The organism is Nonomuraea sp. PA05, from assembly GCF_008086045.1.
Classification (GTDB): Bacteria; Actinomycetota; Actinomycetes; order Streptosporangiales; family Streptosporangiaceae; genus Nonomuraea; species Nonomuraea monospora.
This window is the reverse complement of the sequence record NZ_VSEY01000012.1, coordinates 59,871-80,382: the sequence shown is the minus strand read 5'-3', so window position 1 is coordinate 80,382 and position 20,512 is coordinate 59,871. Positions and strand designations below refer to the sequence as shown.

Annotated in this window: 11 protein-coding genes; 3 read left to right on the top strand and 8 right to left on the bottom strand. The window is 73.6% G+C overall.

Annotated features, from left to right (window positions below; translation table 11 throughout):
• Positions 1-16: 16 nt before the first annotated feature.
• Both FXF51_RS20230 and FXF51_RS20225 read right to left on the bottom strand, forming a co-directional pair.
• Positions 17-1,222, bottom strand: coding sequence for a cytochrome P450 family protein (locus FXF51_RS20230; protein ID WP_148436077.1), 1,206 nt, complete (start codon positions 1,220-1,222; stop codon positions 17-19).
• Between the two features lie 187 nt (positions 1,223-1,409).
• Positions 1,410-3,392 carry a SpoIIE family protein phosphatase gene (locus FXF51_RS20225; protein ID WP_187414464.1) on the bottom strand — a complete coding sequence of 661 codons (1,983 nt, stop codon included), beginning with the start codon at positions 3,390-3,392 and terminating at the stop codon, positions 1,410-1,412.
• Between the two features lie 208 nt (positions 3,393-3,600).
• Between FXF51_RS20225 and FXF51_RS20220 the strand changes: the two genes are divergently transcribed.
• Positions 3,601-4,380 (top strand): SDR family NAD(P)-dependent oxidoreductase, encoded by a 780-nt coding sequence (locus FXF51_RS20220; protein ID WP_148436075.1) that lies wholly within the window; start codon positions 3,601-3,603, stop codon positions 4,378-4,380.
• A 180-nt stretch (positions 4,381-4,560) separates the two neighbouring features.
• On the top strand, positions 4,561-8,235 hold the full coding sequence (locus tag FXF51_RS20215; RefSeq protein ID WP_148436074.1) for a helix-turn-helix domain-containing protein: 3,675 nt from the start codon (positions 4,561-4,563) through the stop codon (positions 8,233-8,235).
• Between the two features lie 117 nt (positions 8,236-8,352).
• Here the strand turns inward: FXF51_RS20215 and FXF51_RS20210 are convergent, their stop codons facing one another.
• The 5 genes from FXF51_RS20210 to FXF51_RS20190 all read right to left on the bottom strand — a co-directional run bounded on the left by FXF51_RS20210 (position 8,353) and on the right by FXF51_RS20190 (position 18,615).
• On the bottom strand, positions 8,353-11,082 hold the full coding sequence (locus tag FXF51_RS20210) for a S8 family serine peptidase (RefSeq protein ID WP_148436073.1): 2,730 nt from the start codon (positions 11,080-11,082) through the stop codon (positions 8,353-8,355).
• Between the two features lies 1 nt (position 11,083).
• The gene (locus FXF51_RS20205) at positions 11,084-12,271 is read right to left on the bottom strand and encodes a hypothetical protein (protein WP_148436072.1); all 1,188 of its coding nucleotides are present in this window, start codon (positions 12,269-12,271) and stop codon (positions 11,084-11,086) included.
• A 9-nt stretch (positions 12,272-12,280) separates the two neighbouring features.
• The gene (locus FXF51_RS20200) at positions 12,281-13,411 is read right to left on the bottom strand and encodes a peptidase S8 (protein ID WP_148436071.1); all 1,131 of its coding nucleotides are present in this window, start codon (positions 13,409-13,411) and stop codon (positions 12,281-12,283) included.
• The gene (locus tag FXF51_RS20195; protein ID WP_148436070.1) at positions 13,408-15,654 is read right to left on the bottom strand and encodes a hypothetical protein; all 2,247 of its coding nucleotides are present in this window, start codon (positions 15,652-15,654) and stop codon (positions 13,408-13,410) included. Before FXF51_RS20195 ends, FXF51_RS20200 begins: the two co-directional genes overlap by 4 nt.
• A 156-nt stretch (positions 15,655-15,810) precedes the next feature.
• Positions 15,811-18,615, bottom strand: coding sequence for an ATP-binding protein (locus tag FXF51_RS20190; RefSeq protein WP_148436214.1), 2,805 nt, complete (start codon positions 18,613-18,615; stop codon positions 15,811-15,813).
• A 147-nt stretch (positions 18,616-18,762) separates the two neighbouring features.
• Between FXF51_RS20190 and FXF51_RS20185 the strand changes: the two genes are divergently transcribed.
• The gene (locus FXF51_RS20185; RefSeq protein ID WP_148436069.1) at positions 18,763-19,233 is read left to right on the top strand and encodes a hypothetical protein; all 471 of its coding nucleotides are present in this window, start codon (positions 18,763-18,765) and stop codon (positions 19,231-19,233) included.
• A gap of 124 nt (positions 19,234-19,357) precedes the next feature.
• Here FXF51_RS20185 and dgoD read toward each other — a convergent pair whose 3' ends face one another.
• Positions 19,358-20,503, bottom strand: coding sequence for a galactonate dehydratase (gene dgoD / locus FXF51_RS20180; RefSeq protein WP_148436068.1), 1,146 nt, complete (start codon positions 20,501-20,503; stop codon positions 19,358-19,360).
• Positions 20,504-20,512 lie beyond the last annotated feature (9 nt).

Here is a 20,512-nt window from a genome sequence, read left to right as displayed (position 1 = left end):
ACCTTTCTCGATGCTCTCAGCGCAGGCGTACGGGCAGCGCGGAGAGGCCGTTCATGATCATGGAAGCGTTGCGGGCCGGCGTGCCGGGACCGGCGTCGAGGCGCAGGCCGGGGAAGCGGTCGAGGAGCGTGCCGATGGCGATGCGGGCCTCGACGCGGGCGAGCGGCGCGCCGACGCAGTAGTGCACGCCGTGCCCGAAGGCCGTGTGGACGGCGCCCTGCCGGGTCAGGTCCAGCTCGCCGGGGTCGGGGAAGCAGGCCGGGTCGCGGTTGGCGGCCTGGAGGGCGACGACGACGCTCTGGCCCGCCTCGATGGTCGTCCCGCCCATCTCGATCCGCTCGGCCGCCACGTACGGCAGCGTGGTCTGCGCCGGGGCGTCGTAGCGCAGCAGCTCCTCGATCGCCGGTTCGAGGAGGGCCGGGTCGCCGCGGAGCAGGCCGAGCTGGTCGGGGTTGCGCAGCAGCGCGTACACGCCGTTGCCGATGAGGTTGACCGTCGTCTCGTGCCCGGCGATCACCAGCAGGAAGATCATCGATGTGAGTTCGTCCTCGCTGAGCCGCTCCTCGCCGTCCCGGGCCGCGATCAGGTCGGAGAGCAGGTCGTCGCGCGGCGTGACGCGCTTGCTCGCGACCAGGTCGCGGGCGAAGGCGAGCAGGGCGTGCAGAGCGTCCGCGTACTGCTCGAACGTGCAGGTCATGGGCGCGACGATGAGAGCCGTCCACTCCCGGAAGCTCTCCCGGAACTCCTCCGGAACGCCGAGCAGCTCGCTGATGACGCCGATCGGCAGCGGGTAGGCCAGCGCGGACATGAGGTCGGCCGACTCGGCGCCGTCGAGCGCCGACAGCAGCTCGTCGGTCATCTCCTGGACGCGCGGGGTCAGCCACTCGACCCTGCGCCGGGTGAACACCGCGGTCACCAGCCTGCGCAGCCGGACGTGGTCCGCTCCGTTGAGGTTCAGCATGTGCGAGTAGACGCCGCGGGCCAGATCCTCGGGCAGCCTGTCCGCGTACGCGCCGTTCCGCCAGCCGCCCTTGACCAGCCGCGGATCCGACAGCAGCGCGCGCGCCTCCTCGTGCCCGGTGATCAGCCACCCCGGCGCCCCCGCCAGGGTCGTCACCGGGTGCACGGGCCCCCTGCTCATCAGCTCCGCGTAGATCGCGTCACGCTCGCCGTCGAGTACGGCGGTGAACGGGCTGACGCTCAGAGGCTGAACCGTGGACATTGACCCCCCATGACTGTCCCGCCTTCGCCGGCATCAGGAGGCGAGCGGGACCGTTCGTAGACGCCGGTAGCTTGCCAGGAGGGGTCATACGCTGCGCATATCACTCAAAGACGGGGCGTAGGCACCCGGCGTCAACAGGACGTCTAGCGCCGCTCGAAGAGACCGCGGCACCCCGCCCGCGCCGGGGTCAGTCCTGGATGCGGGCGATGAGCAGGGCGATGTCGTCCTCGGCGGGCGCGTCGCCCACGATGGCGCGCATCACGGCCGTGCACACGTGCTCGGGCGTCGCCGACCGCAGGGCCGCGCGGGCCAGGGCGTCGCCGAGCCGGGCCATGCCGGCGTCCAGGTCGGCGTGCCGGGTCTCGATCAGGCCGTCGGTGTAGAGGGCCAGCAGGGTGCCGGCCGGCAGGTGCAGGTCGCGTGAGCCGAAGGCGCCCAGCCCGACGCCGATCGGGGTGCCGGCGGGCAGCGACGGGAACGTCACCTCGCCGGACGGGGCCACGATCGCGGGCGGCGGATGCCCGGCCGCGGCCATGGTGCAGGAGCCCGTCCGCGGATCGTAGACCGCGTACAGGCAGGTGGCGCTTGTGGCGTCGAAGCCGCGGGCGTCCTCGGCCATCAGCTGGTCGAGGTGGGTGAGCAGCTCGTCCGGCGGCAGGTCCAGGTGGGCCAGGGTGCGGACGGCGGTGCGCAGCCGTCCCATGCTGGCCGCGGCGTTGATGCCGTGCCCGGTAACGTCGCCGACGACCAGGGCGATCCGGCCGCCGGGCAGCGGGATGGTGTCGTACCAGTCGCCGCCCACGCCTTCCTGCGCGTCGGAGGGCAGGTAACGCGAGGCCACCTCGACGGCGCCGCTGCCGCACAGGTCGTGCGGGAGCAGCTCGCGCTGGAGCGCGAGCGCGGTCAGCCGCTCGCGCGTGTAGCGGCGCGCGTTGTCCAGGCTCAGCGCCGCCCGGGTGACCAGCTCCTGGGCCAGGAACAGGTCGTCCCTGGTGAACGGGGCCGGGTTGGACGTGCGCGCGAACGCCGCGACGCCGAGCACGTCGCCGCGCGCCTCCAGGGCGATGACGATCAGCGAGTGCATGCCGGTGGCGTGGACGGTCCGCGCCCGGTCGGGGTCCAGCTCCAGCCAGGTGCCGGGCGAGGTGTCCAGCACCGGCTCGAAGTGCGGCCGGCGCGACCGCAGGACCTGCGTGAACGGGGAGCGCGGCGGCACGGACACGGTCTCGTTGCGCTCCCACAGCCACTCGGGCATCCCCTCGTGCACCGAGGCCGCGCCGGCCCGCCGGAAGACGGGGCTGCCGGCCCGCGCCGCGGCCAGCCGCTGCTGCGGCTCGATGCCGGGCACCATCGCCTCCGGCAGATCGACGGTCACGTAGTCGGCGAGGACCGGGACGGCCAGCTCGGCCAGCTCCTGAGCGGTGTTCATCACGTCCAGGGTGCTGCCGAGCCGGACGCTGGCCTCGCGCAGCAGGTCGAGGTGGTCGCGCGCCTTGCTGTTGCTGAAGTCCAGCGCCACCGAGCACACGCCCAGCACCCGGCCGTCCGCGCCCTCCAGCGGCAGCAGCGAGACGGACAGCGCCCGCTCCTGACTCCGGTACGACCAGCGGGCCTCCCGGTCGATCGTGGGCCGGCCGTCGGCGAGCACCTCACGCATCGCCTCCTGCACCGCCCGCGTGTCGATGCCCGGGATGACCTCGGTCAGGGAGCGGCCGATCCGGTAGTACGGGTAGCCCTCGCTGAGCTGCTCGGCCGCCTCGTTGAACCAGACGCAGCGCAGGTCCTTGTCCCAGATGGCCATGGCGACGGGGAAACTGCTGATGAGCGACTCCAGCAGGGCGCCGGTGTCGGTGGACAGGTCGACGGCCGCCGGGATCGCCGACACCAGCCAGCACTCCCGCCGGTTCCCGGCCTCGTCGCCCAGGGTGAGCGGCGCGGCCTCGGCACGCACGATGACCACCTCGCCGTCGCGCCGCCGCACCTCCGTCAGTCCCGTGCGGGGCACGAACGCGCCGGGGCGTTCGCGGTCGCCGGGCGGCAGCAGCGTGCCGATGGGCCGGCCGAGGACGTCGGCGACGAGGTAGCCGGTGAGCTCCTCGGCGGCCCTGGTCCACCCGATCACCGTGCCGGCGCCGTCCATGACGGCGACCGCCGGGGTCGCCCCTCTCATGTCATCACCCATCCTCGGTGGGGGACGAGTTCGCTCCAGAATTTTCACACTAGCCCCGCCTACCTGCGGTTATTTCCCGCCTTGGCGGAAGCTTTGTCGCGACATGTACGGCTCGGGCGGCAGCACGACCACGAATCGTGAATGGGACGGATACGCGGTCTCGATACCGTCTCAGGACCGCATACACGTACCTGCATCAGGGGGACTCATGGATCTGCAGCTCGCCGGGCGGCGCGCCGTCGTCACAGGTGGCAGCCGCGGCATCGGGCTGGCCGCGGGCCGCGCGCTCGCCGCCGAGGGCGCCGCCGTGGCACTGGTCGCCAGGAACGCCCGCGACGTCCAGGACCAGGCGGCCCGCCTGGCCAAGGAGACCGGCGCCCAGGTCATCGGCCTCACCGCGGACACCGGCGACGACGCGTCCGTCACCGCCATGGCGCAGGCCGTCGTCCGCGAACTCGGCGCGGTGGACATCCTGGTCAACAACGCCGCCGCCACCAACCGGGGCGCGATCCCCGACGACGACCTGGAAGCCGAGATCAACGTCAAGGTGCGCGGCTACCTCCGCTGCGTCCGCGCGTTCGCCCCGGCCATGGCGGAACGCGGCTGGGGGCGCGTCATCAACGTCGCCGGGCTCGCCGCCCGCCAGAGCGGCTCCATCACCGGCTCGGTCCGCAACGTGGCCGTCGCCGCCATGACCAAGAACCTGGCCGACGAGCTCGGGCCCAGCGGCGTCAACGTCACCGTGGTGCACCCCGGCGCCACCCGTACCGAGACCATGCTGAACATCGTCGGCGAGCTGGCGGCCGGGAGCGGGACCACCGCGGAGGAGTTTGAGAGCCGGATGGCGGCCTCCGTCTCCATCGGACGGCTGGTACGGCCTGAGGAGGTCGCGGCGGTCATCGCGTTCCTCGCCAGCCCGCTCAGCGTCGCCATCAACGGCGACGCGGTGATCGCCAGTGGCGGCGCGCGGGGGGCCATTCACTACTGAGCCGGGGATGCCCACCGACGCGTAGTCGCCCACGTGGTCCTGGTGGAAGGGCCGGGGCGGGGCGTGCGGCGGGCGCTCGTCGAACAGCACATCGCCCTGGTCAGCCGAGTGCCGCCACGATTTCCGTACAAGTCCGTACGCGGTGTGTAACCAATCGGCTGCTCACACCGACATGCAGATGTGCCCGAGCCCGATGAGCCGCAGCCGTCCAGGATCAGGACCCGCCGCGACTTCGCCGAAGAGCTGACCCGGTTGCGTGAGCGCGCCGGCCTGACCGTCCGCCAGGTGGCGACGAAGGTCGGCGTGCAGGGCGCGCACAGCACGATCGGCGACTGGTTCGCCGGGCGGGGGCTGCCGTCCACCACCTCCCGCGAGCTGCTGGTCAAGGTGCTGAACGCGTGCGGCGAGGACGACCAGGAGCGGGTCGAGGAGTGGCTGGCCGGCTGGCGGCGGGCCAGGCAGCGGCGGGGCGCGTCGCGGTCGGGGCCGCCGCCGTACCGGGGTCTGGCCGCCTACCAGCCCGACAGCGCCGGCTGGTTCTTCGGCCGGGCCGAGCAGACCGAGCTGCTGATCGGCGCGGTGAAGGAGCTGGCCGGGCGCGGCGGCGGCGTGCAACTGCTGGTCGGGCCGTCGGGGTCGGGGAAGTCCTCGCTGATCGGCGCGGGCCTGATCGCCGCCCTGGAGACGGGAACGGTCCACACGCCCGGAGTCAGGCCGATGGACACGCTCAAGGAGCTGGCGGGGCCGCTGATCGTGCTCGACCAGTTCGAGGAGCTGTTCACGCTGTGCCAGGACGAGGCGGAGCGGCGCGCCTTCGTCGCCGGCGTGCACGCCCTCGCCCGCGGCAGCGTCGTCGTGCTGGGCCTGCGCTCGGATTTCTACACCCAGGCGCTCGACCACCCGGAGCTGGTGGCCGCCACCGCGGGCCAGCTCACGCTCGGCCCGATGAACGAGAAGGGGCTGCGAGCGGCCATCGCGGAGCCTGCCCGCAAGGCCGGCCTCGCCCTCGAACCGGGGCTGACCGACCTGATCCTGCGCGATCTCAGGGCGCGCGACGCGGCCCCGCCCGCGGGCGCGCTGCCGCTGCTGTCCCACGCCCTGTACGCCACCTGGCGGCACGGCCAGGGCGCCATGATCACCATCGCCGACTACGATGCGGTCGGCGGCATCGCCGGGGCGATCGCGCTCAGCGCGGACACCGCCTGCGCCGGGCTGACCGAGCCGCAGCGCGCGCTGGCCAGGCGGCTGCTGCTGCAACTGGTGCACGTCGCCGACGACACCGCTGACGCCCGCCGCCGCGTGGCCAGGCACCACCTGCCCAAAGGCGCCGAGGAGGTCCTGGACCGCTTCATCGCCCAGCGGCTGCTCACCGCCGACCAGGAGACCGTCGAGATCAGCCACGAGGCGCTGCTCACCGCCTGGCCGCTGCTGGTTTCGTGGCTGAAGGAGGACAGGGCCGCGCTGCTGGCCGGCCGCAGGGTGGCCGCGGACGCCGCCGCCTGGGACCGCGAGGACCGCGACCCCGCCTCGCTCTACCAGGGCAACCGCCTGGCCGCCGCCCAGGAGTGGAGCACCGTCACGACGCATCCGCCCGACGCGCTCACCGCCGAGTTCCTCGACGCGTCGAGAGAGCTGGCGCGGCGGCGGGCGCGGGCCGCCCGCGCCGGAGCGCGACGGCTGCGGCGGCTGGCCGCCGGACTCGGGGTGCTGCTGGTGGTGGCCTGCGTCACCGGCGTCGCCGCGTACAACGAGGCCGAGACCGCGAGCGAGCAGCGCGACATCGCCCTGTCCCGCCAGGTCGCCCAGCAGGCGTCCGCCGTCCGCGCCGCCGACCCGGCGCTGGCCGCCCGGCTCGCCCAGGCCGCGTACGCGCTCGCGCCCACCACCGAGGCGCGCGGCGGGCTGCTCAGCGCGTTCGGCACGCCGTTCAACCTGCGGCTCAGCGGCCACACCGACTACGTGCACGACGTCGAGTACGCGCCCGGCGGGCGGGTCCTGGCCAGCGCGGGCAAGGATGGGACCGTGCGGCTGTGGGACGTGGGCACGCCGCACCGGCCGCGCCCGCTCGCCGTCCTGACCGGGCATGCCGGCGAGGTCGGCGCGCTCGCCTTCACGCCCGACGGGCGGAGGCTCGCCAGCGGCGGCGACGACGGGACGGTCCGCATCTGGGACGTGGCCACCGCCCGCCCCCTGCGGACCCTGCCCGCCGCCGGGGGAGCCGTCTACGAGCTGGCGTTCACTCCGGACGGGCGGCTGCTCGCCTCCGGGGGCGCCAAGGGGGAGATCGTGCTGAGTGACGCGGCCACGGGGCGGCCGGTGACCACGTTGCGCGGGGACCAGGGCACGGTGCTCAGCCTGGCCGTCAACGCTCACCTGGTGGCCGGGGCGGGGGACGACGGCACGGTGAGCCTGTGGGACCTGGGCGGGAGACCACCTCTCCCGCTGCGTGACCCGATCGCGACACTCACCGGACACACCGGCCGGGTCACCTCGGTCGCGTTCGGCCCCGACCCGGACCGCCTGGTCACGGCGGGGGAGGACAGCACGCCACGGGTGTGGGACCTGGCCCGGCCGAGCCACCCGCGCCTCCGCTTCACGCTCCCCGGCCACCGCTGGACCGTCTACGGCGCCGTCTTCTCCCCGGACGGAGCCACCATCGCCACCGCGGGCGACGACAACACCGCCCGCCTCTGGGACGCCTCCGACGGCAGGCCACTCCAGACGCTCACCCCGCGCCCCGGCGCGCCGATCGACACCGGGGCGATGTCCGACGTCGCCTTCAGCCCGGACGGCCACACCCTGGCGACCGCCTCCTACGACCACCTGCTCCGCCTGTGGGACCTGCCGGGCCCCGCCTTGACCGGCGGCGGGCGCACGCGTCCGGTCTGGGGCGCCCCCGACGGCCGCACGGTGATCACCGGCAGCGGCGACCGCGCGCTGCGCTGGGACGTCGGCGACCCGCACCGCCCGGTGAGCCGGTTGCAGGTCCGCACCGAGGGCCTGGTCAAGCTGTCGGCGGACGGGTCGCTCATGGTCACAGCGGGCCCTGGTGGAACGGTGCGGCTGTGGAGCCTCAAGGGCCCCGCCCCCGCCCTGCTGGCGACCATGAGCGCCGGGGTGGCACCACCGGACAGCGCCGAGTTCAGCGCCGACCGGCGGGTGCTCGCCGTCACCGCCACCCGCGACCTCGTGATCCGGGTCTGGGACATCAGCGACCCCGCCCACCCGCGCGAGACCCGGCCGCTCGCCGGACACACCGGCTTCGTGAACTCCATCGCCTTCGCCCCGCGAGGCCGCCTGCTCGCCTCCTTCGGCTACGACAGGACCGCCCGCCTGTGGGACCTCGCCGACGTGGGCCGTCCCGTCCCCGTGGCGGTGCTGCGGGGGCACGCCAACGCCGTCTACCACGGCGTCTTCAGCCCCGACGGGCGCACGCTGGCCACCGGCAGCCAGGACACCACCGTCCGGCTGTGGGACGTCACCCGCCCCGGCCGCCCGACGGCGTCGGCGGTCCTGGACGGCCACGGCACCTACGTGGACTCGCTGGCCTTCAGCGGCGACGGCCGCCTGCTCGCGACCGGCGGCGGTGAGCCCACCGTGCATCTGTGGGACGTCTCCGACCCCCGCGCCCCCGCCCGCTGGGCTGCCCTGACCGGTGGTGAAGGGCCTGTGATCGGCCTGCTGTTCGCCGGCCGCCTGCTGGTCAGCGGCGGAGCCGACCACCCGGCCCGGCTGTGGGCCGTCGATCCGGTGCACGCGGACCGGGACGTCTGCGTCAGGGCGTACCCGGCCCTGACGGCCCGGCAGTGGGAGAGCCACTTCCCCGGCGTCGCCCGGCAGGAGCCGTGCCGTTGAGAGCCGCCGACGCGCCGCACCCCCGGCAGCCGAGCGACCAAGGCCAAGGAGCGGCCAAGGGCGCGGGCGGTCGGGGTGCGGGCGGTCAGGGGTGCGGGCGGTCAGGGGTGCGGGCGGTCAGGACGCGGTGAGTTTCACGTCGAGCTCGCTGATCCGGTCGGCGGTGACGGCGGCGGTGGCGGTCCTGACGGCGTAGCCGCTCTTGGTGACGGTCACCTCCCGATCACCGGTCTGCGCGGAGAACAGCCAGTAGGCGCCGGAGGCGTCGGTGGTGGCCGTGCGCCCGCCGGAGGCGACCGCCGCCCCCCGCACGGGCTCGCCGGTGGCGGCGTCGGTGACGACGCCGGTCACCAGGCCGCCCTCGGTCTTCCGGCAGGCGCGGTCGCCGACGTAGACGTCGTCCACGGCCCACCAGCCCGAGCGGTTGCCCCGGTAGTGGAAGCGGACCTGGGCCTTGGCCTGCCCCGCCGCCTGCGGGATCGGCACCACCTGCGCCGCCGGGCCTGGAGCGCCGGGGAAGCCCTTGCGGGTCCACACCGTCGTCCAGGTACGGCCGCCGTCCAGGCTGAGGTCGGCCCAGGCGATGGCGTTGACGCCGGGCTTGAGGTCGGCCGCGAACTCCAGCACCGGGCTGGTGTGCCCGGCCAGGCTCAGCACCGGGCTGGTCAGGTAGGTGTCCTGGACGTGCCCCTTGCCGGAGTGGTCGGAGTCGACGATGGCGAACGCGCCGCTCCCGCCGGTCCTGTTCTCGCGGGCGCCGGGGTCGTCGAAGACCCAGCCCGGCTGGAAGGCGAACCCGGGGAAGCCGGGATCGACGTCGGTGACCTGCCAGCCGGTGGGCTTGCCAGAAGTGAACGGCTCGGGCGTGCCCGCCCTGCTCGCCGTGTAGCCGGGGGCCGCGCACGTGAGGGCGGCGGGCAGGGCGGCGTCCACGGTCTGGTCCGCCGCCCCCAGGCTGACCTGCCTGGTGACCGGGTCGTAGCCGGGCACGGCCGGGGTGATGCGCAGCGTGTAGGCGGTGGAGGGCAGCAGGGACAGGGACCAGCGGCCGGTGACCGCGTCCGCGGCGGCGTCCCAGGTGTGGCCCTTGCCGTCGTCGGCGGTCACCTTGGCGCCCAGGGGCCAGCCGTGGCCTGAGCCGTCGGTGAGCGTGCCCGACAGGGTCCTGCGCTCGGTCGGGGCGAGCGGGACGTCCTGCTCGGCCGAGCCGTCCTTGGTCACCTGGACGGTCGCGGTGGCCTCCTGGTAGCCGAAGGCGCTCACCTTGAGCCGATATTCACCGGCCAGCAGCTTGAAGGTGTACGCGCCGTCCCGGCCGGAGGCCGACTCGCGGTTGAGCTGCCCGCTGAGCGACACGGTGGCGTCCGCGAGCGGCTCGCCGGTGGCGGCGTCGGTGACGGCGCCCGAGAGCGTGCCCAGGCCCTGGGCGCCCGCCCGCACCAGCGCCAGCGCGTCCAGGCGGCCCTCGCCGTAGACGTTGTTGTCGGCCGCGTCGCCGCCGCACTGCGGGTCGGCGGTGTCGATGGCGGTCAGGTCCAGCAGCGTACGGGTGGCCTCGATGTCGCGGGCCAGCGACGGGTTGGCCGACCACAGCAGCGCCACCGCGCCCGACGCGTGCGGCGCGGCCATCGAGGTGCCCGACATCGTGGCGTAGCCGCCGCCCCTGACCGCGGAGCGGACGTCCACGCCGGGAGCCGAGATGTTCGGCTTGATCTGCCCGTCCTGGCCGTCCCCCCGGCTGGAGAAGGAGGCGATCGTGTTGGCGCTGTCGTAGGCGCCCACGGAGTAGTTGAGCGTACGGCTGCCCGGGGTGCCCGAGGTCCGGCACTCGGGCCCTTCGTTGCCGTTGGACCACACGCCGAAGATGCCGGACGCCGCCCAGGCCTCCTGGATCTCCTCGAACATCGGCTCGTTGGTGGGCAGGCTGCTGCCCCAGGAGTTGTTGACGATGTGCGGGCGCTTGGCCGGGTCGGGGTTCTGCCCGGCCGCGTCGGTGGGCGCCAGCATCCACTGGCCGGCCCGCATCAGGTCCAGGTCGGCGCAGCCGCCGGCCTGGCAGCCGCTGGCGGCGATCCACCTGGCCCTGGGCGCGACGCCGATCTGGTTGCCCTGGCCGTCGTCGCCCGCGATGGTGCCCATGGTGTGCGAGCCGTGGTTGTGGCCGTCGCACGGGCCGGGCTCGTCGCAGTTCCCGGCCGCGTCGTAGAAGTTGTAGTCGTGGGTGAAGGTGCCGTCGCCGTTGTTGCCCCGGTAGGAGCCGATCAGCGCCGGGTGGGTGTAATCCACGCCGGTGTCGACGTTGGCCACCACGATGTCCTCGCCGCGCGCGCCGTACTGCTGCCACACCTGGTCGGCCTTGATGTTGGCCACGCCCCACTCCACGGCGGCGGCCGTCGCGGCGGCGGCCTTGGTCTCCACCGGCAGGGCCACCGGGTAGGTCCTGGGCGTCCGGACCTCGCTCACCCCGTCCAGCGCCGCTAACTTCCTGGCCAGGCTCAGGGGGACGTCGCGGACGTACACGGCGTTGGCCGCCCAGAAGGTCTCGCTCTTGCGGCCCTCGGCCTTCAGCAGCTTGCGCAGCGGGGCCTGCGAGCGGTCGGCCGTGTCCCGCAGGGCACGCACGACCTGCTGGCCGCGCGCGGTGCGGGTCCTGGCCCGCTCCGCGCTCGTGGTGTCGGCCTTCTCGGACAGCAGCACCCACAGGTCGGTGCGGTCCTTGGCGGAGTAGGCCGCCAGCACCTCCCCGCCCAGCGGGCCAGGATCGACGGGCGCGGTGGCCGCCGCAGGGACGGGGGCCAGGAGAGAGGCGGCCATGAGCGCGCCCACCGTCAAAGAGATGATCTTCATGTCAGCGTCCTTCGCAGCTCAGGTGCGCGACGAGTGGCTGGGAAGAGGACTCCCAGCCGCTGCCGTTGAGGATCTGGCCGGTCGCCCAGACGTCCTTGGGCCCCGAGCCGGTCAGCGCCACGTAGATGTACTTCGAGCCGGGCGGCTGAACGCCCTCGGGCCGCACGTCCGTCCAGGACGTGCCGTCCCAGTGCTGCAGCGGGGGCTGTGTCCGGCCGTCGGCCGCCCCCATCGTGGTGATCCACACGTCGTCGGGGCCGGCGGCGTGGACGGCCATGGGCATGGTCCAGGCCGCCGACGGCGTGAGTGCGCTGCTCCAGGACTTGCCGTCCCAGTGCAGCGCCACAGGGGCTGAGGCGTTGGTCTTCCGCTCGAAGCCGACCGCCCAGACGTCGTCGGCGGCACGAGCGCTGACGGAGAGGAGCTCGGCGAGCACCCCGGGCACGCCGGGCAGCTCCGTCCACGACTTCCCGTCGTAGTGCAGGATCAGCGACTCGATCCGCCCGGGGTCGGTGAACTGCCTGCCGACCGCCCAGACGTCGTCGCGGGAGCGCGCGGACACGGCGCGCAGGGTCGCGTTCGCCCGGGTCAGCGCCGGGTGGTCGACGTTCTTCCACACTCTGCCGTTCCACTGCTGGATGGCGGCGCCGGCGGATTCCTCGCTCTGTGTGGTGTACTCACCGACGGCCCAGGCGGCCGAGGGTGAGACCGAGTCGATGGCCTGGAGGCTGGGCCTGGTCGCCGCGGGGTCGGGGGAGGTCGCGGTGGGCACGAAGTTCCACCGCCCGCCGTACAGGCGCGCGAAGACCGGGACGCCGCTGCCGTAGGTGTCGCCGTGGCGGAACTGGTAGCGCGCCCACCCGCTGGACTTCGAGTCGAAGGTCGTCTCCCAGACGCCGCCATGGGCCATGGCCGCGTGCGGGATCTGCTTGGGCAGTAACTTGATCGACCTGCCGTCCGAGGTCAGGGTGGTGGAGGTGCGGTCACCCTGGGTGGACAACATCACCTGCTTGGACGAGACGGACGACGCCTGCGCCACCGAGTAGCCGCCGTCGGGGATGGCGGGCACGTCGAGCAACTTCCAGGCCGGGGTGCAGGCGGTGGAGGCCGCCGTCGCCGCGCCGGTCGTGAGCGCGGTGGTCAAGGTCATCGCGGCCAGGGCGACCGCGGTTCTGCGTATGCTGCGCACGAATGCTCCTCAGAAGGCGCCGATGCCGTTGGGTACGCCCATGCCGGTGGGCCCGTCGTATCCGCGCCTGGCGGTGCACAGCGGCGCGCCGCCGCAGGACCCGTTGGCGCCGGAGGTGATGTCGAACAGGTACTGGCCGGAGCCGTAGAGCTTCTGGCCGGGCACGATCTCCTGGCCGTTGTCGCCCAGCGCGTACACGCCGCCGATCAGCGCGACGCTGATCGGGGTGCCGCTGACGCCGATCCAGCCACCCCAGGTGCTGCTCTCGTAGAGCTGCACGGGCGAGCGGGCGTCGCCCACCGCGGCCACGTCGGCGACCGTGCGCTTGGCGCCGCACTGCCCCTTCGGCTGCCAGGCCGGGCGCGCCTCGTACACCGAGCAGCCCGAGCCGGAGTCCGCGGAGGCCATCTCGCTCCAGCCGCGCGGGTTGCCCGGGTCACGCCACAGGGTGGTCGCGCCCACCGCGATCACCGATCCGTAGGCGGCCGGAACCAGCTGCCTGCCCACGCCGTTGCCGAACCCGCTGCCACCGCCCGCGACGATCGGGACACCCGGATGGTCGTAGTGCGCCGCGTCGGCCCGCTGGCCGGCGTATTCGTAGAAGCCGGTCATCACCGAGACCGCGTCGGCGCCCTGTGCGACCGCCTGGTCGACCGCGGCGCCCACGCTGGCCGGCGTCTCGTCGTCGGCCTCGACCAGCAGCAGCCTGCAGTTGGGGCAGGCGGCCGAGGCCATGTCGAGCCCGGCCGCGGTGTGCAGCCCGTAGCCGTTGTGCGTCGGCGGCCTGTCGGCGCCGCCGCGCTGGTTCACGTGGCGGAAGCAGGGGAACACCTCGTCGCACGGCGGCAGGTCGTTGCCCTTGCGGTACTCGTTCAGATCGCGCTCGGCGCTGGGATGGCCGTACGGGACCACGACCGCGAGGGTCTGACCGCCGCCCAGCCAGGAGGAGGGCAGCTTGTAGGCGTCCTGGAGGTCCGCTGCCCTGAGGCCGTCGCTGACGTCCGCGTCAGTCTCGGCGGCGGTGACCTTGAGCAGGCAGTCGGGGGTCGCGCAGTCGGCGGCGGCCTGAGCCGACGCCGGCACCAGCAGGGTCAGGCCGAGCACGATCGCGGGGAGCAGCCGGGAGATGATCACGGTCACTGGTCCTTCGGTGCGAGCCGGTAGGCGCGGAGGCTGGTCTGCTCGACGGCGTTGCCGTCGCGGTCGGCGGCCTTGATCCGCAAAGCGGCGTACTCACCGCCGGTGGGACTGGTGAGGGTCGTGGTGAAGCGGCCGTCGCGTCCCCGGGTCGCGGGCTGGGGCTCCGACCACGTCGTGCCGCCGTCGTAGGAGACGGAGACGGTGGCGTTCACCCTGCCGGGGTCGGCCTGGTACTGCTGGTGCCGCACCGTGAAGGCCACCTCGAACGGCTCGCCGGCGGGGGTGGCGTTGTCCACGTCCAGCGGCAGGTCGGGCCGTACGAACAGCAGGGGCAGGAACGAGCAGCGGCGGGTGGGGTCGGGCGCGCACTGCACCTGGTCCGGCAGGTCGGCCGCCCGGTCGCGGCTCGTGGTGCGGAAGGTCCAGTCGGTGGTGCTGGTGGCGCCCTCCACGCCGGGGTTGTCGCCGGTCACCTTCAGCCGGTACTCGGCGGGCTCCGGCAGCAGCGGCAGGTCCAGCAAGTGCGTGAGGCGCTTGCCGTCGCCCCGGGTCGCCGAGGTGAAGGCGAGCGCGCCGTCGCGGTAGAACTCCACCTGTGCGGGGCCGTCGAGGGACGAGCGGTAGTGGCCGGGGGTGGAGTCGGCGTACGGGTCGAGGTACAGCAGGCCCAGATCGTCCTGCCGGCAGGCCACGCACACCTGCTGCAGCGCGGTGGTGACGTTCGTGTCAGGCGTGCCCTGGATCCCGATCAGGGCCTCCTGTGTGAACGGCGCGTTGCTGGAGGGCACCTGCGGCCCCTTGTTCCAGGTCTCGGCGATGCGCTGGCCCGGCCGGATGAGCCGGCGCTCCCCGAGCAGGCGCAGCCCCAGGTCCGGTCGCAGGATGGGCTCCCAGACGACCTTGCCGGGGGCGTTGCTGTACCAGTAGTCGGTGCGCCTGCCGCCGTCCAGGGGAGCGGTGACGCCGAACGTGGTCTGCGTCCACGGCAGGTAGACCATGCTGAAGAACTCCTGGTGCTGGGAGGCGGCTCCAGGGGTGTTGTGGATCGTGGAGTCCACGCTCGTCAGGTCCGAGCGCCTGACGTTGCGGGTGAGCGAGGCCGGCACGCCGCCGGGCTCGTGGAAGACCGCCTTGTACGTGGGGTCGTTCCCGGTGGGACCGCCGACCGAGGTCATGGCGAGGAAGTCCAGGCTGCCCTTGGTCACCCGCTTGGTGGGGGTGGCGTACAGGACGTGGACCCCGAAGTCCCCGCCCGAGACCAGGCGCATGAGGAACAGCGCCGTGACCGAGTTGCCGAAGGGCGGGTTGCCGACCTGGTCGCCCTGGACGGTGGTGCGGTTGTAGGTGATGAGGTCGTACTGCGTGCGCCCGGTTCCTGGCACGCCCTCGAACGTCGCCTTGTACGGCACGGCCTTGCGCGCGTCCAGCGTGAGCGCCATGTCCTCGGTGACGGAGAACTCCGGCTCGATCACCAGGGCACCGGTGGAGCCCCAATCCAGGACGGGTCCGGTCAGGACGCTGGCCTCGATGCTGTAGTCGCCCGCCGGCACGCTGAAGACGGCCTGGGAGGTGCCCTCCACGCCGCTGCCCACCTGGAACATCGTGAACGTCGGGTCGTCCAGGCTGTGGATGGTGCCGAGCATGACGCCGGGCTTGCCGTCGCGGTCGATGGAGTCGACGGTGACCGTGTGGTACTCGGGATAGCCGGCCTGCGCCGCCATTGGATCGGCGGGCAGGGCGGGGGCGCCCTCGGGCTGGGCCAGCGTGATGCGGCCGGTTCCCGGCTTCCGCCCGGCCTGCCACGCCCCGGCCAGCTCCCGGCCGAAGCCTTCCGCGTCCTTCTTGGGCAGGGATCTGGACCGCGCGCCGAGCGTGGCCACGCCACCCGGCTCGACCTCGACCGGCACGGCGTCGGCGTGCGCGTCGTCCAGGCCCGCGCGCACCAGGTAGCTGACGTTGAACAGGCGGACGTCCAGCGTCCCGCCGAGGAACGGGGCGGCCTCTGCGGGGATGACGTACTCGTCGCCGTTCAGGGCGAGCTGGGCGAACACGCCGTCACCCGGGTCGATGACGGTGGCGCCGCCGGTGGGGTCCACCCGCACCTTGTCGCCGGTCACCAGCGTGACAGTGGTGCCGGGCCCGGCCTTCTGCGGGGGTTCTGTCGTGGCTTCGGCGGCGCCGAGCCCGGTGATCAGCGTGAGCGCGAGACAGGCCGCGCCCAGCCGGGAGGTTAACTTGATCATGCCTTGACCCAGCCGTCCTTGTCGTCTTCGCCGCCGTCTTCTTCGGGCGCGAGCTCCTCGTCCTCGTTCTCGATGGGCTCGTTCTCGGGCTCGTCTTCATCGGGCATGCGAAGATCGTGACGAACGGGGTGATCGGCTAGCTATGCGGGAGATCCCTCATTCCGCCGTGACGGCGTCCCCCATACGGGCCAGCTCGATCCGCGAGCGCAGGCCCAGCTTGCGCAGGACGGCGCTGAGATGCCGCTCCACCGTCTTGGCCGACAGGAACAGCTCCTGCGCGATCTCCTTGTTGGTCAGCCCGGACGCGGCCAGCCGGGCGACGTCCCGCTCGCGGGGTGACAGGTTGTCGCCGTAGCCGCGGGTGCCGCCCCGGTGCCTGGCGGGCAGCGACAGGCCGCGCTCGCGAGCCAGGCGGGCCGCACGGTCCAGGTCCCAGCGGGCGCCGAGCGTCTCGTAGGCGTCGATGGCCCGCCTGAGCTGCTCGTCGGTTCCGGCCCGCTCCCTGGCCTGGGCCGCCTCGTACGGGCACTGGACGGCCTCGTACAGGTCGGCCGCGGCGGCGAAGTGGCCGCCGCGGGGGTCGAGGAAGCCGCGGGCGTGCCGCAGCGCGGCGGGGGCCAGCGGCGCGGCCAGGCCCGCGATCGCCCGTTCTGCGCGGGTCACCAGGCCCGCGGCCTCCTCGGCGCGCCCGGCCGCCACCATCGCCTCGGTCAGGGCGGGCAGGATCCGCACCTCCGAGGGCCGCAGGCCGCGCTCGAACCACGACTCGACCAGCGGCAGGACCTCCGCCACCGTCCCGCCGGGCTCGCCGCGCGCGACGGCCTGCCGCAGCAGCGCGGTGACCAGCAGCGACGTCTCGTCCACGATACCCGGGACCTCCGTCATCACCTGGCGGATGCCGGACTCGGCGCCGGCCGCGTCGGTGCGGGCCAGCGCCAGGCAGGCGGCCACGGTCGCTGCCGCGTACCTGTCCTTGGGCCGCTCGCTGAGCCGCTCGGCCAGCAGGGCCGTCTCGGTGGTCAGCCCGTCCCAGGAACCCGCGCAGTAGTCGGCCACCGCCAGCGCGGAACGGCACCGGTCGATCATGTCCCCGCCGCTCACCTCGGCCAGGGGGGCCGCGCTCTCCAGGGCTACACGTAAGATCGTCTGCGCCTGGACGTGGTCACCGACGAACGCCAGCGCGGAGCCGATCGAGTAGTAGGCGTTGACCTTCGCCCGGTGCCAGGACCGGTGCCCGAGGCTCCCGCGCACCTCCTCGATCAGCTCGACCCAGCGCGGGTCACCCATCAGCACCATACTGCTGGTGATCTTGCCGAGCACGAAGATCTGCAGGTGCGTGTTCCTGACCGCGGGCAGGACGGCCAGCGTCCTGTCCATCCAGTGCCGGTCGGCGGTTCTGGCGTCCCGCCCCATGCTCAGGACGGTCATCATCCGCACCGCCAGCTCGGGCTGGGCCTCGACGTCCAGGTCCGCCACCGCCGGGGCCAGCTCCTCGAACCAGGAGCCGGAGCCCTGTCCCGTCGCGTCCTTCAGATAGAGCAGCAGCAGGGTCAGCTCGGCGCGCGTCACCGGTGCGGAGACCTGGTCCAGCGCCAGCGCCAGCAGATCGATGACGTCGGGGATGTGCAGCAGCCCCTCGGCCGCCCAGCCGAGCTTGACCGTCAGCCGCCCGCGGTGCTCCGCCTCCAACGGGGCGTGCCGCAGCACCGCCTCCAGAATCCTGACGACCTCCGCGTCGTCGCCCAGCCGCCGCGCCTGGTCGGCGGCCCGTTCGGCGGCCTCCACCCAGGCCGCCATGTGCCCGGCGCGCCGGTGGTGGTGCGCCAGTTGCCCCAGCGGCACCGACGGCATCACCTCCACCGCGGTGGCGGCCCTCGCGTGCAGGTCGCGCCGCCTGGCCGCCGGGATGTCCTCGTACACCGCCTGCGCCGCCAGCACGTGCCTGAACGCCGCCGTCTCGCCGCGCGCGGCCAGCAGCCCGTGCTCCACCGCCTCGTCCAGCCCGTCCAGCGCGCTCTCGTACGGCAGGCGGGCGGTGGCCGCCAGCACCTCGACGGGCATCGGCTCGTGCAGCACCGAGGCCGCCCTGACCACCGCCTCGGCCTGCGGCGACAGGCGGCTCACCCGCTCCAGCACCGGGTCGCGCACCCCGGCCGGCACGTCCAGCCTGGCGATGGTCCTGCGCGCCCACTCGCCGCCCCGGTGCATGAGCGTCCCGCGCTGGCGCAGCAGCGCCACCAGCTCCTGCACCGCCAGCGGGACGCCGGAGGCCCGCTCGCACAGGTGCTCGGCGAAATCCAGCGAGATCTCCTCGGCGTCCAGGATCGCCGCCGCCAGCGCCCTGGTCTGCGCCACGTCCATGGGCGCCAGCCGTACGCGGGCGTGGGCGACGGCCCGCGGCAGGCGGGCCGTCACCGCCCGCAGGTCGGCCGAGGCCTCCTCGGCGCGGTAGGTCAGCACCACGGCCAGGTCCGGCGGCGGGGCGGACAGCAGGTAGCCGAGGAACTCCACGGTCTGCTCGTCGGCCCAGTGCAGATCCTCCACCACCAGCACGGCCTGGCCCAGCGCGCGCAGGATCTCACCCAGGCCGCGGAACACCCGGTGGCGCTCGCCCGCGCGGTCGTCCAGCGGCTCGGGCGGCTCCGGCAGCCGCTCGGCCAGCTCCGGCAGGAGCGGGCGCAGCGCGCCCGCGACCGGTGACAGGCCGGTCAGGTCGTCGGGCACCTCGCGCAGCGCCTCGACGATCGGGCCCAGCGGGAACGGCTCCCTGATCCTGGCGCAGCCGCCGGTCAGGACGCGGAGACCGGTGCGGGGCAGCTCGCCCACCAGGCGGGTCTTGCCCATGCCCGCCTCGCCCTCGACCACCGCCACCGATGGGGTGTTGGAGACGGTCTCGGTCAGGAGGGCCAGCTCACCGGCGCGGCCGACGAGCGTCGGCGAGATCATCGGCCGCTGATGCATCACGTCTGTTCCCCGCTCGACCAAGGCCTAGATCACACAAATACCACAAAATCCCCTTTCCGGTCCGCCCTTTCCCATGGGGGCCGGGCGGTGTCCTCCTCCGCCCGCTCCCGGGCGGCGTAGGCTGGGTCACCTGGGACATTTCGCATGTCGGCAAAGGAAGGAGGTGCGATCATCGCCACCCGTCCCGTCTCCCCGTCCGAGCAGCCGGCGCGGCTGTCAGGCCGCCGGGTCAGCGAGGCGAAGCTGGGCTCGCGCGGCCAGTCGGCCACGGACGCGGCCCCCTGGATCTGCCCGCACGGATCGCACGCCGGCAACGGCTGTGTCGCCTGCTACCACGCCTTCTCCCAGGCGGATCCGGCGTTGCCGACGTGGACGATCGCGGTGTGGTTCACCTCGGAGCGACCCGTGCCGATCAGAGTACTCAAGGACGTGCGCCGCCACGGCGATCGCTTCGCGCTCGACCAGCCGTCCACCCCGCTGGTCTACCTCCTCAGCGGGCAGTCGCGGGCGGCCACGGGCACGGAGGCGATCGCCGGGCTGGTCGGGTTCCTGCTCGACAACCGGAACATCGTGGACGCGTTCACCGTGACGGAGATCCGCGCCGTCACGTCCTGACGGGTGCCCGTGCCTCCGCCCGTGGACGAGCGGCTTGACGGCGTGCGTCTCGATCAGCACCCACGGTGCTGCGGTCGCTCCCTCATGAGGAACCAGACCGGCACCGGCGTCCAGCGCGGGTCCGTCACCACTCGGCGAAGGAGCCGTCAGGGTGCCGCCACAGCGGGCTGCGCCAGCGGTGCCCCCGCCGCGCCATCCGCTCCACCTCGCCCTCGTCGACCTCGATGCCGAGCCCGGGCCGGGTGGTGCGGCCGGCGTACCCGCCGGGGAAGGTCAGCGGGGCGGGATCGACGAGGTAGTCCAGGACGTCGTTGCCCTCGTTGTAGTGGATGCCGACGCTCTGCTCCTGGATGAGGAAGTTGGGGACGGCGAAGGCGAGCTGCAGGCTGGCGGCCAGCGAGATGGGGCCGAGCGGGCAGTGCGGGGCCATGGTGACGTCGTAGGTCTCGGCCATGGCGGCGATCCGGCGGACCTCCGAGATTCCGCCGGCGTGGCTCACGTCCGGCTGGGCGACCGCGATGCCGTGCCCGATGACGTCGCGGAAGTCCCACCGCGAGTACAGCCGCTCGCCGGTGGCGAGCGGGATGGAGGTGCTCGCGGCGAGCGCGGCCAGGTTGCGCGAGTGCTCGGGCAGCACCGCCTCCTCCACGAACAGCGGCAGGTACGGCTCCAGCAGCGGCAGCAGCCGCCTGGCCATGGCGGTGGAGGCCCGGCCGTGCAGGTCCACCACCAGGTCGTGGTGCTCGCCGATCACCTCGCGCACGGCGGCGACGCGCTGGACGACCTCCATGGTGCGGGCCGGGGTGTCGATCGCGGTCAGCTCGCCGGAGCCGTTCATCTTGACGGCGGTGAACCCGGCCTCGATCTGGGCCGCCGCCAGCTCGGCCACCTCGGCGGGCCGGTCGCCGCCGATCCAGGCGTACATGCGGGCCTTCTCCCGGACGGGGCCGCCCAGCAACTGGTGCACCGGCAGCCCGGCCGCCTTGCCCGCGATGTCCCACAGCGCCTGGTCGATGCCGGCGACCGCGCTGGACAGCACCGGGCCGCCCCGGTAGAAGCCGCCCTTGGTGAGCACCTGCCAGTGGTCCTCGATGCGCAGCGGGTCCTCGCCGATCAGGTGGTCGGCCAGCTCGGCGACGGCGGCCCGGACGGTCTCGGCCCGGCCCTCGACGACCGGCTCGCCCCAGCCGGTGACGCCCTCGTCGGTGCGGATCCGCAGGAACAGCCAGCGGGGCGGGACGAGGAAGGTGTCCATGGAGACGATCTTCATGAAGGTCCG